We start from the raw sequence: 14,327 nt of genomic DNA, 5'->3' as shown, positions 1-14,327 counted from the left end.
AATGCCAATGCCTCGCATCGAGAGACGATAGGAGACAGGAGACGAGATGCTGAAAAATCTGAGCCCGCTGTTGAACCCCGATGTTCTTTACGCGCTGAGTGCAATGGGGCACGGCGACGAGGTCGTGATCTGCGACGCCAATTTCCCCGCGGATTCAGTGGCTCGCGATACGAAGCTGGGCCGCCTGCTGCGCATGGATGGCGCCGATTCGGCGCAAGCCGTTCGCGCGGTGCTGTCGATCCTGCCGCTCGACACGTACGTCGAGACGCCCGCGATGCGCATGGAAGTCGTCGGCGATCCGCAGGCGCTGCCGGCCGTGCAGCGCGAGGCGCAAGCGGAGGTCGACGCCGCCGAGGGGCGCAGCGTGCCGTTCGCGCCCATCGAGCGTCACGCTTTTTATGCCCGCGCGCGCAAGGCCTATTGCGTCATTGCGACGGGCGAGTTGCGCGGCTATGGCTGCTTCGTTTTCACCAAGGGCGTGATTCTCGCGCCAGACGCCCCGAAGGTAGGTTGATGGGCGGGCGCGTCGTCATCCTCGGCATCTACGTGACGGACCTCGCGTTCCGGGCGTCACGCATGCCGCTCATCGGCGAGACGATTGCCGGCTCGACGTTTGCAATGGGTCCGGGCGGTAAAGGCTCGAACCAGGCGGTCGCCGCCGCGCGCGCCGGTGCCGAGGTCGTCTTTTGCACGCGGTTGGGCAACGACGCGTTCGGCGACATCGCGCGCGCGACCTGGCAGGCGGAGGGGATCGTCGCGCGCGCCACGAGTGTCGAGGGCATGGCAACGGGCGCGGCGCACATCTTCGTCGAAGAGGGAACGGGTCACAATGCGATCATCGTCGCAGCCGGCGCGGCCGGCACGATGGATGCCGGCGATGCGGACGCGATCGAAGCCGATATCGCTTCGGCTCAGGTCTTCGTGACCCAGCTCGAGCAGCCGGTGGACGCCGCGCGTCGCGGCCTCGAGATCGCGCGCCGCCATGGCGTGATCACGGTGCTCAATCCGGCTCCGGCGCTGCCACTGCCCGACGATATCTTCGCGCTGTGCGACTATGTCACGCCGAACGAGACCGAGGCCGCCACGCTGACCGGCATCGAAGTGCGTTCGCGCGACGATGCGCGCAGGGCGGCCGACGTGCTGCTAGCAAAGGGCGCGGGTGCCGTCATCGTGACGCTCGGCGAGGCCGGCGCGCTCATGCACTCGCATGCGCGCTCGGTCTTCGTGCCGGCGTTTCGATGCGGGGCGGTCGTCGAGACGGCCGGCGCCGGCGATGGTTTCACGGGCGGCTTCGCGGCTGCGCTCGCGCGCGGCGACGATCCCGTCGAGGCGATACGCTTCGGCTGTGCGCTCGCCGGTCTTTCGGTCACGCGTCCGGGCACGGCGCCGTCGATGCCGCGACTCGCTGAAATCGAGGCGTTGCTCGATGCGGCTGCGGCCGCGGGCTGAGACGGAGCACGACGCGAACATCGCGTGAAACAGGTTTTGCGCGGCAAACGCGAACGGTCCAAGCAAAAGTTTTGGAGGAGCATGTCGTCAACATGAAGCCGTCAATCCGTCCCGCCCAGTGGTTCGCCGACCGGCAGCTCAACTTTCTATTGAGTGTCAACGTGCTCGTGGTGCTTGTCGCCGTAGGGTTTTCGCACGGGCAGTTCGTCGGCATCGACAACCTGCAGTCGATGGGCTCGCAGTTGCCCGAAGTCGGGCTGCTCGCGTTCGGCATCATGCTGTCGATGCTCTCGGGCAACGGCGGCATCGATCTCTCGGGCGTGGGTCTTGCGAACCTGTCGGGCATGGTCGCGGCGCTCCTCGTGCCGCAGTTCGTCAATGGCGACGATTCCCCGGTGCGCTATACCGCGCTCTTTTGCGCGATCGTCGTGGCGATGGGGCTTGCGGGGGGCTTTCTGAACGGCTTGGTGATCGCTCGCCTGAAGCTCACGCCGATCCTTTGCACGCTCGGCACGCAGCTCGTCTTCACGGGTCTGGCCGTGGCACTGAGCAACGGCGCGTCGGTCCACATCGATTACATCGAGCCGCTTTCGGACATTGGCAACGGCACGTTCTTTCAGGTGCCCATCTCGTTTTGCATCTTTCTGGCCGCGGCGCTCGTGCTGGGCTGGGTGCTCAAGCGCACACCGTTCGGACTGCGCTTGTATCTGATGGGGACCAACCAGCGCGCCGCGTTCTATGCGGGCGTGCCGAACGCGCGAATGTTGATTGCCACCTATACGCTATGCGGCCTGCTGGCTTCGCTTGCGGGTCTCGTGAGCGTGACGCACACCATGAGCGCGAAGTGGGACTACGGCAACTCTTACCTGCTGATCGCAATTCTGATCGCGGTGATGGGCGGCGTGAATCCCGCGGGCGGGTACGGCCGCGTCGTCTGCGTGTTTTTCGCCGCGACGGTGCTGCAGTTTCTTTCGAGCCTGTTCAATCTCATGAACGTGTCGCAGTTCTTTGGAGACTGTACGTGGGGATTTCTGCTGCTGCTCTCGCTGGCATTTGCGGGCGGCGAACGAATACGCGCGATTTTCGGCATCGCGCTGCCGCGCGGCGGCAAGACGCCGCCTCGCCCCGGAGGATGAAGACAGCAGGAACGAAGCGGATCGAGCAGTTGGCGAACACCAAGGCCTCGGGCGTTCGCCGCGGTAGCAAGGGGCATCGAGCGAACAATACACAGGAGACACAAGGCATGAAACCGATTCGATTGAGCCTCGCGCTCACCGCATGCGCACTCGGCGCCGGCATCGTATTCGCGGCGCAGGCGGCGACGAACGAGACGATCGTCACGGTCGTGAAAGTGACCGGCATCAGCTGGTTCAACCGCATGGACGACGGCGTCAAGGAATTCGCCAAGGAAACGGGCGTGAACGCTTACCAGACCGGTCCCGGCCGTGCCGACGCCGCTCAACAGGCAAAGATCATCGAAGACCTGATCGCCAAGAAGGTGAGCGCGCTGGCCGTCGTCCCCTATGACCCGCCGACGCTCGAACCGGTGCTGAAAAAAGCGATGGATCGCGGCATCAAGGTCGTCACGCACGAGGCGGACAACGCCAAGAACACGATGGTCGATCTCGAGGCCTTCGATAACGCAGCGTACGGCGCCGCGCTCAATGACAGGCTTGCCAGCTGCATGAAGAGCGAGGGCAAGTGGGCTACGCTCGTCGGCTCGCTCGGCAGCCGCTCGCAGGTGCAATGGGCCGAAGGCGGCATCGCCGAGGCGAAGGCGAAGTATCCGAAGATGCAGCTCGTCGAGCACAACCTCGAGACCAACAACGACGGCACGCGTGCCTACGAAGTGGCCAAGGAAGTGCTGCGCAAGCATCCGGACATCAAGGGCTTCCAGGGATCGTCGTCGCTCGACGTGCTCGGCATCGGGCGCGCCGTGGAAGAGGCGGGCCTGCAGGGCAAGGTCTGCGTATTCGGCACGGGCCTGCCGGGCGAAGCCGGCAAGTACCTCGAAAGCGGCGCGATCAACGGCATTGCGTTCTGGGATCCGAAGCTGGCCGGCGAGGCGATGAACAAGATCGCGAAGATGCTCGTCGATGGCAAGACGTTCAAAGTCGGCGACACGCTGAATCTCGGCATGCCCGGCTATGAGAAAGTCGTGTTCAGCAAGGGGCCTGGCAAGGGCCTCATCGCACGCGGCCAGGGTTGGGTGAGCGTCGACAAGGCCAACTACAAGCAATACAACTTCTGATCGGCGCGTGAGTCGTGCGCCCGGCAGTACCGGCCGGGCGCGCTTCCTCGTTTCGATTGCGAGCGGAATCACGATGAATGAGCATCAGGCCAGCGAGCCGTTGTTGCAAGTCGTAGGCGTACATAAGCGCTTCACCGGTGTGCATGCGCTGCGCGGGGTGACGCTTTCGTTCGCCCGCGGCCAGATCTATCACCTGTTGGGCGAAAACGGCTGCGGCAAGAGCACGCTCATCAAGATCATCTCGGGGGCTCAGCCGCCCGACGAGGGCGAGCTCGTGATCGAAGGCGCGCGGTACGCGCGGCTTTCGCCGTTGCAGGCGCTCGCGGCCGGTATCGAAACCGTCTATCAGGATCTCTCGCTGCTGCCGAATCTCAGCGTCGCAGAGAACGTGGCGCTCACGGCCGAGCTGGCCGAGCACGATGGCCGGCTCGCCCGCACGTTCGACCGGCACGTGCTGTTTTCGACGGCGCGGCGCGCGCTCGAAGCGGTGGGTCTGCCCAGCGACGCCGAATTCCAGCGCACGCTGATCGAGCAGCTCCCGCTCGCGACGCGCCAGCTCGTTGCGATCGCTCGCGCGATCGCGAGCGAAGCGAAGTTCGTCATCATGGACGAGCCGACGACGTCGCTGACGCAAAAGGAGGTCGCCAATCTGATCGAGGTGCTCGACACGCTGCGCGGGCAAGGCGTCACGGTACTGTTCGTGAGCCACAAGCTCGACGAATGTTTTGCGATCGGCGGCGAGGTCATCGTCATGCGCGACGGGCAGAAGGTCGCGCAAGGCCCGATCGCCGATTACTCGAAGGCGCAGCTCTCGGAGCTGATGACGGGGCGCACGCTTTCGGAAGAGCGCTATCGCGATGCGGCCAGCTCGCACGCGGAGGTGGTCCTCGACGTGCGAGAACTTGGGCGGCGCGAGCAGTTTCGTCAGGTCTCGTTCGCGCTGCATCGCGGCGAGATTCTCGGCGTGACCGGTTTGCTCGACTCGGGGCGCAACGAGCTTGCGCGCGCGCTCGCGGGCGTGAGTCCCGCCGATACGGGCACCGTCACGCTCGAAGGTCGGCGCGTGACGCTTTCGACGCCGGCCGATGCCAAGCGCCACCGAATCGGCTATGTACCGGAAGACCGCTTGAGCGAAGGGCTCTTTCTCGACAAGTCGATTCGTGAAAACGTCATCACGGCGATGATTTCGAGCTTGCGCGACCGTTTTGGCCAGATCGACCGCAAGCGCTCGCGCGCATTGGCCGTCGATACGGTGAAGGAACTCCAGATCGCCACGCCCGACATCGACAAGCCTGTGCAGTCGCTCTCGGGCGGCAACCAGCAGCGCGTGCTGATCGGCCGCTGGCTTGCGATCGATCCTCACGTGCTGATCCTGCATGGGCCCACGGTTGGCGTCGACGTCGGATCGAAGGACATCATCTACCGGATCATGCAGCGGCTTTCTCAGCGCGGCATCGGCATCTTGCTGATCAGCGACGATCTGCCCGAGCTGCTGCTCAATTGCGATCGAATCCTGATGATGAAAAAAGGCCGCATTGCGGGGGAATATCGTGCCGAAGGGCTGACCGAGGCGGCGCTGTATCAGGCGCTGTTGGCGGAAGCGGGGCCGGCGCAGGCGGAGCCAGTATGAGCATCAATCAAACGATGAGTACCCCGAACACGAACGCACTGGAGCTGTCCCGCAATACGCGGGCGGCGGGCTGGCGTGCACGGCTCGCGCGCAACCCCGAGTGGTTCACTGCCGCGTTGATCGCGGTGACTTGTGTAGTCGTGACCTCGCTCAATCCGCGCTTTTTGCAATGGGCGACGTTGTTCGACATGCTGCATTCGGCGACGACGATGTCGCTGTTCGCGCTCGGCACGCTCGTCGTGCTCGCTTCCGGCGGCATCGACGTGTCGTTCACCGCCATCGGCGCGCTGACGATGTACGCCATTACGAAGGCCGTATTTGCATGGTGGCCCGACGCGCCGTTTGCGTTGATCCTGGCGACAGGTGCTATCGGGGGCGTGCTGCTCGGGTTGCTCAACGGCGTACTCGTCTATCGGTTGAAGGCGCCGTCGCTGATCGTGACGATCGGCACGCAGTATCTTTACCGCGGTGTCTTGCTGACTTTCATCGGCACGACGTTCTTCATGAACATCCCGCACAGCATGGACCGCTTCGGCCGCATACCGCTCATCGCCTATCGGACGGCCGACGGATTGCATGCGGTGCTGCCGATCTCGGTGATCGCGCTGGTCGTTGCGGCGCTCGCGACGTGGTGGCTGCTCAACCGGACGATGATGGGGCGCGCGGTCTATGCGATGGGCGGGAGTCTCGCCATTGCCGAGCGGCTCGGCTACAACCTGCGGGCCGTGCATCTGTTCGTATTCGGCTATACGGGTTTTCTTGCGGGCATCGCCGGCATTCTGCACGTATCGAACAATCGGATTGCGAATCCGTTCGACCTCGTAGGCTCCGAACTCGATGTGATCGCGGCGGTCATTCTCGGCGGTGCCCGCATCACCGGGGGCAGCGGTACGGTCATCGGGACGCTGCTCGGCGTCGTGCTCGTGACGCTCGTCAACAATGTGCTGATTCTCATTGGCGTGCCGAGCACTTGGCAGAAAGTCATCGTCGGCGCGTTCATTTTGGTCGCCGGGACACTATTCGTGTTGCGCCGGCGCGGTTGACGAGACGCGGTGCGCGGGGCGGCGGCCCGCTCACCGATGCGTCAAGCCTTGCGCTTGCGCAGCGTCTGGCCCGTTTCGGTGATGATCGAATCGAAATCGCCGAGCTGCGAAAAGCGCACGGCTTTGACGACGCCGAATTTGCTCGAATCGGCCACGAGGTGCCGCTCGACCGCGTTATCCATCGCCGCTTGCTTCAATGCCACTTCGTGGAAATTCCAGCAGGTGACCCCGCGCGTCTCATCGATGCCGCCTGCCGAAATGAATGCCTTGTTGATCCCCATGCGGCGCAGCATCTCCAGACTTTCGTCACCCGTGAACGAGTCGGAGGAGGGCACGTAGACGCCGCCCAGAAGGATCATGCGTACGTTCGGCATGCGCCGCAGAATCTCGGCAACGTTGAGCGAATAGCAGACGACGGTAATGTGCATCGTGGCCGGTATCAGCCGGGCGAGCGAAGTCAGTGTCGTGCCGCAATCGATGAAGATCGTCTCGTGATCGGCGATCAGCGCGGCCGCATGCGCCGAAGCTTGTGCCTTGGCTTGGGCGAAGTGGTCCTTTTCCTGTTCGAGCGAATAGCCCGCCGCGTTCGGCACGTTGACCGCGCTGACGATATAGCCGCCGAGATAGGTAAAGCGCTCGGGATTCGCGGCAATATCGCGACGTACCGTCATTTCGGAAACGCCGAGCAGTGAAGCTGCGTCGCGCAGACGCATGACGTTGTGCTTGGCGAGCGCGTCGGCGAGCGAGCGCAGGCGTTCGGTCTTGAGCATAGGAACTTGGGTCTGGCCGCTGCCGTCGTTTTCGTAGTGGGCACCGATAACAGGGGCGTTATTTTTATATCGGCGGTATGAGCGGATTATAACAATTGCGCGCGAGGATTGGCAGGCGGCGGGGGCGGGGGATGTTGTGCGCCCGGCAGCCGCCGCTATCTCGGCGACCGCTGCCGGTCAATATGCGGTTCAGGGCGCTGCGATGACATCCGTGCGATTGGCCGTGGTCGTATTGGTCCGGACGAAGAACGGCAGGAATGAGGTTCCGCGCGCGTCGAGTCCTTCGTAGTCGCCCACGAAATACCCTTCCGCGAACGGCGCGAGCTTCAGATCGAACGACCCCGCCAGATGCACTTCATTCCCGAAACTCGCCCCGCCATTGGTCGACGTCGTCTGCCAATAGTCGGTCGGTAGCGTCGTCGTGTTACCGGCCGCCAAGTTGCGCAAGTCGTAATATGTCACGGCGACGGTGCCCGACGAATTGACGCGGACCGCCGGGTTGAACGCGACCCGCCCCGTTGCCGTATTCACGCGTGCGGGCGCGCTCCATGTTGCGCCGCCATCGGTCGATGTCGAGATCGCGATCTCGTCGTACTGCCCGCCGCTGAAGCGCGCGTCTTGCCAGACGACGTACAGCTGACCCGTCGCCGGATCGATCGCCGGCTCGGGGATGATGTCACCCGTGCGCAACGGCTCGTTCGTGTTCGGATCGACGACGTCCACCGTGCGCAGATCGGCAATGAGTTTGGGCTTCGTCCACGTCGCGCCATCGTCGGTCGACTTGATGAACGCGACGTTATACGGGGTCCCGTTCGAAGGCGAGGTAATCAGATTGAAGAAATCATAGAGCGTGCCGTTGCGTGGATCGACGACGATCTGGTTGCCTATCGTCTGTTGCCGCGACGGCACTTTTACGATTTCGGCAGGTGAACTCCAGGTGAGCCCACCGTCTACCGTCTTCGAAAAGAGCGTTGGCCCGCGATAGGCCGTCGTATGCAAGTTCGCGTACGGATTGCCGTTGGGCAGCTCGAGCCGATCCCATACGGCGTAGGCCACGCCGGCTTTCGTCGGATTGGCTGTGACCGACTCCTTATCGTTGAAAAATTGCAGCGAGGGCTCGTTATCGGCAATGATCACGCTCAGATTGCCCCATGTCTTTCCGCCATCTTTCGAAACGGCCGCGGCGACCGCATTGTTGTTGTTCGATTGATTGAACGAGATCGACACGCTATAAGCCGTTCCGTCGGGACCGATGGATACCCAGGGATCGGACGCGCGCTCATAGCCAAGTCCGCCGGCGCAGGCGGAGAACGGAAGATTCGTCTGGGCCCAGGTTTGGCCGCCGTCGAACGAATAGCCGGCCACGAGGCCGTGCGCACCGCCATTGGACCACCGGTCCTGTTGCCAGGCACCGATCACATTCGACGGATTGGCCGGGTTGACCGCTACCCAGGGTTCCACTTCCGCGTTGACGTAGTTAGTGCCCGGGCCACCGATCGTGCAGGAGGCGAATGGGCTCGGTCCTGATACCACCACCGGATCGACGGCTGCGGCCGTGGCCGCAGCCGAGGCCGCCGCCATCACTACCGCAGCCGGAATAGCGCGCATGAACGTACGAGGCTTGTATTTGAGTCGCATGGAAGACACCCCTTTCGATGCGACCCGCGTCAGCCAGCCGGAGGTGCCGCTGCAAAAACGCATGACATGGCAAGTCTTGCGCCCCGTTCGTCCGAGTTTCGACGATTGCATCCTCGGCGTGCCTCACGTCATTGTGCTTTTTTGCTCGCCAAACACACTACCGCTTCAACTGCCGCAGGGCCGCAAGCGCTGGAAACGCCAGCGCGTCGGTCGCCGCGTCGTCCAGGCACGGCATGAGCGCCGCGACTGGGACGGACCTGCCGCTTACGGGCGAGCCTGACCTCGCCGGGAACGGCAAATGCACTTTAGGTAATCCGCGAGTCCGCATCGCGAAATTTTTGTAACAATTCTTGGGGGCGAGAAAAAGGCGGCCGCTGGGGCCGCCTACTACGAAGATGCGTAAGCGCGCGGTTATTGCGGCAGCGTAGGAATCATCCAGCTCAACACGTGCTGCTGCAGGAATACGAGTATGCCGAGCAGCAGCGTCAGAAAGACGCTGTGCCAGAACGTGCGTGCGAAGACCACGCCTTCCTGACCTTTGAGATCGGTCGTCGACACACCGGTCGCGATGTTTTGCGGTGAGATCATCTTGCCCATCACCCCGCCCGACGAGTTCGTCGCGGCGATCAGGACGGGATCGAAGCCGAGCTGCCGCGCCGCCACGACCTGCAGATTGCCGAAGAGCGCATTGCCGGAGGTATCGCTGCCCGAGAGGAACACCGCGACCCAGCCCAGCGTCGCGGAGACGAGCGGGAACAGCGCACCGGTCGACGCCACGCCCAGACCGAGCGTGTAGCTCATGCCGGAATAATTGAGCAGGTAGGCGAGGCCGACGATGAGCATGACCGTCGCGATGGCGATGCGCGTCTGCCTCCACGTGTCGGCGACGCACACGAAGAAATCCGCCACCGAAAGGCGCGTCCAGGCGGCCGTGATGACCGCGGAAAGCAGAATCGCGGTACCCGTGCCGAGCGGCTGGAAGTCCCAGATCGCCGCGTAGGACTTGTGATAGAGCGTCATATAGACGGCATTGTGCAAGCCTGGCCATTTGACCTTGACGTCGCCGATGGCCGCGATGCTCGCATGCACCCAGACGATCACGATGACCGACACGACGAGCCATGGCAGCCAGCCGCCCCAGCCGATACGGGCCTGTCCGGTTGCGCGCACCATCGCCGCGGCGCCGTTGCGCGAGATGGCGAAGCGCGGATCCGGCTCGGGCTTCCATACTTTGAGGAATCCGATCGTCACGATCAGCGAGGAGAGCGACGAGAACACGTCGGTCAATTGATAGCCGAGATAGTTCGACGTGACGAACTGGGCGAGCGCGAAGCTGCCGCCAGAGACGAGCAGCGCGGGCCAGAGTTTGCCGATCGAGCGCGCGCCGCCGTAGATGCCGACGACGTAAAACGGCAGCAACAGCGCGAAAAACGGCAACTGCCGGCCGACCATCGCGCCGAGCGTAGCCGGGGGCAGCGCCGTCACGGCGCCGAGCACCGTGATCGGTACCCCGAGCGCGCCGAATGCGACGGGCGCCGTGTTGAAGATGAGCGTGAAGGTCAGTGCTTCGAGCGCCGGAAAACCGAGGGCGATCAGCAAGGCGCTCGTGATGGCGACGGGCGTGCCGAAGCCGGAAATCCCTTCGAGCAGACAGCCGAACGAGAATGCGACGACGAGCAGCACGAGCCGGCGGTCGTCGGGCAGGTGATCGAGCATCCATTGCCGGAACTGATCGAAGCGCCCGGAGCGCACGGCGATGTTGTACAGCAGCAGCGCGTTGAAGACGATCCACATGACGGGGATCAGCGCGAGCGCCATGCCTGCGCCGACCGCGTTGAACGCGAGGCTGGCCGGCATACCCCAGATACCGATTGCGATGGCGAGGCCGGCGACGAGCGCCGCGAGCGACGCCTGCCAGGCCGGCCGGCGCAAGACGCCAAGCATGATGAGTGCGACGGCGATCGGCACCGCGGCTACGAGAAACGACAATAACAGCGAGTTGCCGACCGGTGTCAACGGCTGCGCGAATAACGTGCCGGGCGGTAAGGCCAGAGTGGTATTCACTTTGTCTCCTTTATTGAGCCCGCGAGGGCTTTTCTTCGGTAACGGCTGGAGTGCTCGACTGGCTCGCGAAAGCCGTTTTCTCGCGATACGACGTTTGCTTCGCCTCCTTGACGGATGTCCGCTATCGGACTTGCATGGCATCGTTCGCTGCGCGCCCGCGCATCGCCCCATATCTCGAGGCGCGGGCGGCAGGCCGACCGATGGAGGGTCTGATCAATGCCTGAAACTGCGTTTGTACTCGAGCCGGAAGTTGTGCAGCAGCGGTTCGGTATACCCGCTCGGTTGCTGCCGGCCTTGCAGCGCGAGCGCACAGGCGGCCTTGAACGCCACCGATGCGTCATACTCGGGCGCCATCGGCCGGTAGTTCGGATCGCCGGCGTTTTGCTTGTCCACGACGACGGCCATCCGGCGGAACGTTTCCTCGACGAACGATCGGTCGATGACGCCATGATGGAGCCAGTTCGCAATATGCTGGCTCGAGATGCGCAGCGTCGCGCGATCCTCCATCAGACCAATATTGTGGATGTCAGGCACCTTCGAGCAGCCGACCCCTTGATCGATCCATCGCACGACGTAGCCCAGGATGCCCTGTGCGTTGTTTTCGACTTCGTTGCGGATCTCGTCTTCGGACCATTCGGCTTTTTCGACGACTGGAACGGTCAGCAACCCTTCGAGCAATGCATCGCGCTCGCTCGCGTAATCGATGCCTTCGAGCGATCGCTGGACGGCCTGCACATCGACCTCGTGATAGTGCAGCGCATGAAGCGTCGCGGCGGTAGGCGAGGGCACCCAGGCCGTATTCGCACCCGCGCGCAGTTGGGCGGCCTTTTGTTCGAGCATGGCGTGCATCAGATCGGGCATCGCCCACATCCCCTTGCCGATTTGCGCGCGAGTCCGCAGACCGCAGGCAATGCCGACGAGCACGTTATGGCGCTCGTACGCGGCGATCCACTTCGAATTCTTCATATCGCCCTTGCGCAGCATCGGCCCTGCTTCCATGCCGGTATGAATTTCATCGCCCGTGCGGTCGAGAAAGCCCGTGTTGATGAACGCGACGCGGCCGCTCGCCGCGGCGATGCACGCGGCGAGATTCAGGCTCGTGCGGCGCTCCTCGTCCATGATGCCCATCTTGATCGTATGACGCGGCAAACCGTAAAGGTCTTCCACGCGATCGAACAACTCGTTGGCGAACGCCACTTCGGCGGGCCCGTGCATCTTCGGCTTGACGATATATATCGCGCCGGTGCGCGAATTCGTCTTGCGGCTGCGGTCGTGCAGCGCGCACAGCGTGGTCACGACGGCGTCGAGGATGCCCTCGGGAATCTCGTTGCCGTCGCGATCGAGCACCGCCCCGTTCGTCATCAGATGGCCGACGTTGCGCACGAACAGCAGCGAGCGGCCATGCAGCGCGAGCGTGCCGCCATCGGGCGCGCGATAGCTGCGATCCGCATTGAGCCGGCGCGTGAACGTGGTGCCGCCCTTCGAGACGGACTCGGTCAGCGTGCCTTGCATCAGGCCGAGCCAGTTGCGATAGAGCAGGACTTTGTCTTCGGCATCGACGGCCGCGACCGAATCCTCGCAATCGATGATCGTCGTGACCGCCGCTTCGAGTACGACGTCCTTGACATGCGCTGGGTCCGTGCGGCCGATGGGTGCGTCGGCATCGATCTGGATCTCGACGTGCAGCCCGTTGTGCTTGAGCAGGATGGCGGAAGGGGATTCGGGCTCGCCCTGATAGCCGACGAACCCAGACGGTTCGGCGAGCGACGTGACGCCCTTGGCCGTTTCCACGCTCAATTGGCCGTCCCGTACGGCATAGCGCGTCACATCGCGGTGCGAGCCGTTCGCGAGCGGCGCCACTTGATCGAGAAACGTGCGAGCGTACGCGATCACCTTTGCGCCGCGCACGGCGTTGTAAGCACCCGAGCGCGTCGCGCCGCCGTCTTCGGGCAGCGCATCGGTGCCGTAGAGGGCATCGTAGAGGCTGCCCCAGCGAGCGTTTGCCGCGTTCAGTGCGTAACGCGCGTTCGAGAGGGGTACGACCAGTTGCGGCCCGGCCTGTTCCGAGATTTCGGCGTCCACGTCTGCTGTGCCGATCTGAAAACGCGGCGGCAGCGGCGCGAGATAGCCGATCTGCTCGAGAAACGCGCGGTAGCCCGCGAGATCGCGCACGGGGCCCGGGTGGGTGCGGTGCCATTCGTCGAGCGCCGTCTGAAGGCGTTCGCGCTCGGCGACGAGCGCGCGGTTTGTCGGCGCCAACTCGTGCACGAGCGCCGAAAAGCCTTGCCAGAACGCGGCGGCATCGAGGTCCGTGCCGGGCATCGCCTCGTCTTCGATGAAGCGGCTGAGCGCTGGGGCGACGCGCAGCCCGTGATGGTCGATCGGATTGTCCATGGTCGGTCAGTCAGTATGCGGGTTGACTTGCTGATACGTTGAGAAGAGGAAACGGCTCAGACTGCGACGCGCGCGGCGCCGGCCTTGGCGACTTGCGCGTCCTGGTCGGACTTGACGCCCGACACGCCGAGCGCGCCGACGCATTGCCCATTCACGAGGATGGGCACGCCGCCTTCGAGCGTCGCGCTGATCGGCGCGCTGAGAAAAGCGACGCGTCCGCCATTGATCATGTCCTCGTAGAGCTTCGATTCGCGCCGCCCGAGCGCCGCGGTGCGGGCCTTTTCGGTGGCGAGGTAAGCGCTCGATGGCGATGCGCCGTCGAGCCGTACGAGGCCGAGCGGATGGCCGCCGTCGTCGACGAGCGCGATGCTGACGGCCCAGCCGTGACGTTGCGCTTCGCTGCGGGCCGCGGCGAGGATGTCGTCGATTTCGGCAAGACCGAGTACCGGTTTGGTTTGCATGTCGTGTGCTCTCTGGTGGTTCGTCGTTCAGCCTAGTTTTCGCGGTGCGAGAGGCGTGCCGCTGGAACGTGCAGAGAACAATGTACCGCGATCCGGCCCGCGCCGGTGCGTTGCGGCTCCGCCGTCTCGTGCGGCGGCAGACGAACAAAGGCCGCTGATGCTGTTTCCAGCGTCAGCGGCCTCAACCACCTGCTACGTACAGATACTGCGTGCTGCCAAGCGGCCTTGGGCGGAAACTCAGGTGCCCGCGCCGTTCCCCCGGTTCCAGGATGTAACCCCGTGCTGCTGATTGCGATGATCCGAACTGCGAGCTACGGTGATGCGACTGCGTACTGCCAACTGCCGGTGATGCGACTGCGGCGATACCACTACATCGGACGAACTTCGTTGGTGCAACTGGCCTTCAGGTACTTTGAATCGCCACACGAGGGGAGCGTGTGGATGGAGCCAACGTCTCGCCCCATGGAAAAAAGTGTAGGCCCCGGCGCGGCAATTCAATTGGTCGAAACGAGCGCTCAATCGCGCCCAATTCGACCAATCGATGCGCGAGTGCTCCTCCGGGTTTGTCCTGATTAGGAGCTGCAGGGCAAACTTGTATGATGACCTCATCACCTGATGATGAGCGAC

Annotated in this window: 12 protein-coding genes; 7 read left to right on the top strand and 5 right to left on the bottom strand. The window is 63.7% G+C overall.

What is annotated here, in order from left to right; all coding sequences use genetic code 11:
• Window positions 1-46: 46 nt before the first annotated feature.
• The 6 genes from GWC77_RS17900 (at window position 47) to GWC77_RS17875 (ending at window position 6,373) form a co-directional block, all read left to right on the top strand.
• Entirely contained in the window at window positions 47-514 is a 468-nt protein-coding gene (locus GWC77_RS17900; protein WP_173259155.1) for an RbsD/FucU family protein, read from the top strand.
• On the top strand, window positions 514-1,449 hold the full coding sequence (rbsK, locus tag GWC77_RS17895) for a ribokinase (RefSeq protein WP_173259153.1): 936 nt from the start codon (window positions 514-516) through the stop codon (window positions 1,447-1,449). The genes GWC77_RS17900 and rbsK overlap by 1 nt, the downstream gene beginning before the upstream one ends.
• A gap of 92 nt (window positions 1,450-1,541) precedes the next feature.
• Window positions 1,542-2,585 (top strand): ABC transporter permease, encoded by a 1,044-nt coding sequence (locus GWC77_RS17890; protein ID WP_173259151.1) that lies wholly within the window; start codon window positions 1,542-1,544, stop codon window positions 2,583-2,585.
• Between the two features lie 107 nt (window positions 2,586-2,692).
• Window positions 2,693-3,700 (top strand): autoinducer 2 ABC transporter substrate-binding protein, encoded by a 1,008-nt coding sequence (locus GWC77_RS17885; RefSeq protein WP_173259149.1) that lies wholly within the window; start codon window positions 2,693-2,695, stop codon window positions 3,698-3,700.
• Between the two features lie 73 nt (window positions 3,701-3,773).
• Window positions 3,774-5,330, top strand: coding sequence for a sugar ABC transporter ATP-binding protein (locus GWC77_RS17880; RefSeq protein ID WP_173259147.1), 1,557 nt, complete (start codon window positions 3,774-3,776; stop codon window positions 5,328-5,330).
• Window positions 5,327-6,373: an ABC transporter permease gene (locus tag GWC77_RS17875; protein ID WP_173259145.1), complete on the top strand. Its 1,047-nt coding sequence runs from the start codon at window positions 5,327-5,329 to the stop codon at window positions 6,371-6,373. The genes GWC77_RS17880 and GWC77_RS17875 overlap by 4 nt, the downstream gene beginning before the upstream one ends.
• A 41-nt stretch (window positions 6,374-6,414) precedes the next feature.
• On the opposite strand, the gene GWC77_RS17870 is transcribed toward GWC77_RS17875, so the two are convergent.
• Both GWC77_RS17870 and GWC77_RS17865 read right to left on the bottom strand, forming a co-directional pair.
• The gene (locus GWC77_RS17870) at window positions 6,415-7,143 is read right to left on the bottom strand and encodes a DeoR/GlpR family DNA-binding transcription regulator (RefSeq protein WP_173259143.1); all 729 of its coding nucleotides are present in this window, start codon (window positions 7,141-7,143) and stop codon (window positions 6,415-6,417) included.
• Window positions 7,144-7,332: 189 nt separating this feature from the next.
• A complete protein-coding gene (locus GWC77_RS17865; RefSeq protein WP_173259142.1) occupies window positions 7,333-8,781 on the bottom strand; it encodes a sialidase family protein in 1,449 nt (482 codons plus the stop codon).
• On the opposite strand from GWC77_RS17865, the gene GWC77_RS17860 reads away from it, so the two are divergent.
• On the top strand, window positions 8,780-9,061 hold the full coding sequence (locus tag GWC77_RS17860) for a hypothetical protein (protein ID WP_173259140.1): 282 nt from the start codon (window positions 8,780-8,782) through the stop codon (window positions 9,059-9,061). The two genes, GWC77_RS17865 and GWC77_RS17860, sit on opposite strands and share 2 nt — an antisense overlap.
• A 131-nt stretch (window positions 9,062-9,192) precedes the next feature.
• On the opposite strand, the gene GWC77_RS17855 is transcribed toward GWC77_RS17860, so the two are convergent.
• The 3 genes from GWC77_RS17855 to GWC77_RS17845 form a co-directional block, all read right to left on the bottom strand.
• Window positions 9,193-10,845 carry an L-lactate permease gene (locus tag GWC77_RS17855; RefSeq protein ID WP_173259138.1) on the bottom strand — a complete coding sequence of 551 codons (1,653 nt, stop codon included), beginning with the start codon at window positions 10,843-10,845 and terminating at the stop codon, window positions 9,193-9,195.
• 213 nt (window positions 10,846-11,058) lie between these two features.
• Entirely contained in the window at window positions 11,059-13,239 is a 2,181-nt protein-coding gene (locus GWC77_RS17850) for a malate synthase G (RefSeq protein ID WP_173259137.1), read from the bottom strand.
• 56 nt (window positions 13,240-13,295) lie between these two features.
• On the bottom strand, window positions 13,296-13,700 hold the full coding sequence (locus tag GWC77_RS17845; protein WP_173259135.1) for a heme-binding protein: 405 nt from the start codon (window positions 13,698-13,700) through the stop codon (window positions 13,296-13,298).
• Between the last annotated feature and the right edge of the window lie 627 nt (window positions 13,701-14,327).

The sequence above is a fragment of the Paraburkholderia sp. NMBU_R16 genome, assembly GCF_013282575.1.
In the GTDB taxonomy this organism is placed as follows: Bacteria; Pseudomonadota; Gammaproteobacteria; order Burkholderiales; family Burkholderiaceae; genus Trinickia.
The sequence above is the reverse complement of the archived record's forward strand: the minus strand, read 5'-3'. Positions and strand labels throughout refer to the sequence as shown.

What these genes read in the sequence shown, in the direction of transcription:
- GWC77_RS17900 (WP_173259155.1), top strand. Translation starts at nt 47, where the DNA reads ATGCTGAAAAATCTGAGCCCGCTGTTGAACCCCGATGTTCTTTACGCG.
- rbsK (WP_173259153.1), top strand. Translation starts at nt 514, where the DNA reads ATGGGCGGGCGCGTCGTCATCCTCGGCATCTACGTGACGGACCTCGCG.
- GWC77_RS17890 (WP_173259151.1), top strand. Translation starts at nt 1,542, where the DNA reads ATGAAGCCGTCAATCCGTCCCGCCCAGTGGTTCGCCGACCGGCAGCTC.
- GWC77_RS17885 (WP_173259149.1), top strand. Translation starts at nt 2,693, where the DNA reads ATGAAACCGATTCGATTGAGCCTCGCGCTCACCGCATGCGCACTCGGC.
- GWC77_RS17880 (WP_173259147.1), top strand. Translation starts at nt 3,774, where the DNA reads ATGAATGAGCATCAGGCCAGCGAGCCGTTGTTGCAAGTCGTAGGCGTA.
- GWC77_RS17875 (WP_173259145.1), top strand. Translation starts at nt 5,327, where the DNA reads ATGAGCATCAATCAAACGATGAGTACCCCGAACACGAACGCACTGGAG.
- GWC77_RS17870 (WP_173259143.1), bottom strand. Translation starts at nt 7,143, where the DNA reads ATGCTCAAGACCGAACGCCTGCGCTCGCTCGCCGACGCGCTCGCCAAG.
- GWC77_RS17860 (WP_173259140.1), top strand. Translation starts at nt 8,780, where the DNA reads ATGGAAGACACCCCTTTCGATGCGACCCGCGTCAGCCAGCCGGAGGTG.
- GWC77_RS17865 (WP_173259142.1), bottom strand. Translation starts at nt 8,781, where the DNA reads ATGCGACTCAAATACAAGCCTCGTACGTTCATGCGCGCTATTCCGGCT.
- GWC77_RS17850 (WP_173259137.1), bottom strand. Translation starts at nt 13,239, where the DNA reads ATGGACAATCCGATCGACCATCACGGGCTGCGCGTCGCCCCAGCGCTC.
- GWC77_RS17845 (WP_173259135.1), bottom strand. Translation starts at nt 13,700, where the DNA reads ATGCAAACCAAACCGGTACTCGGTCTTGCCGAAATCGACGACATCCTC.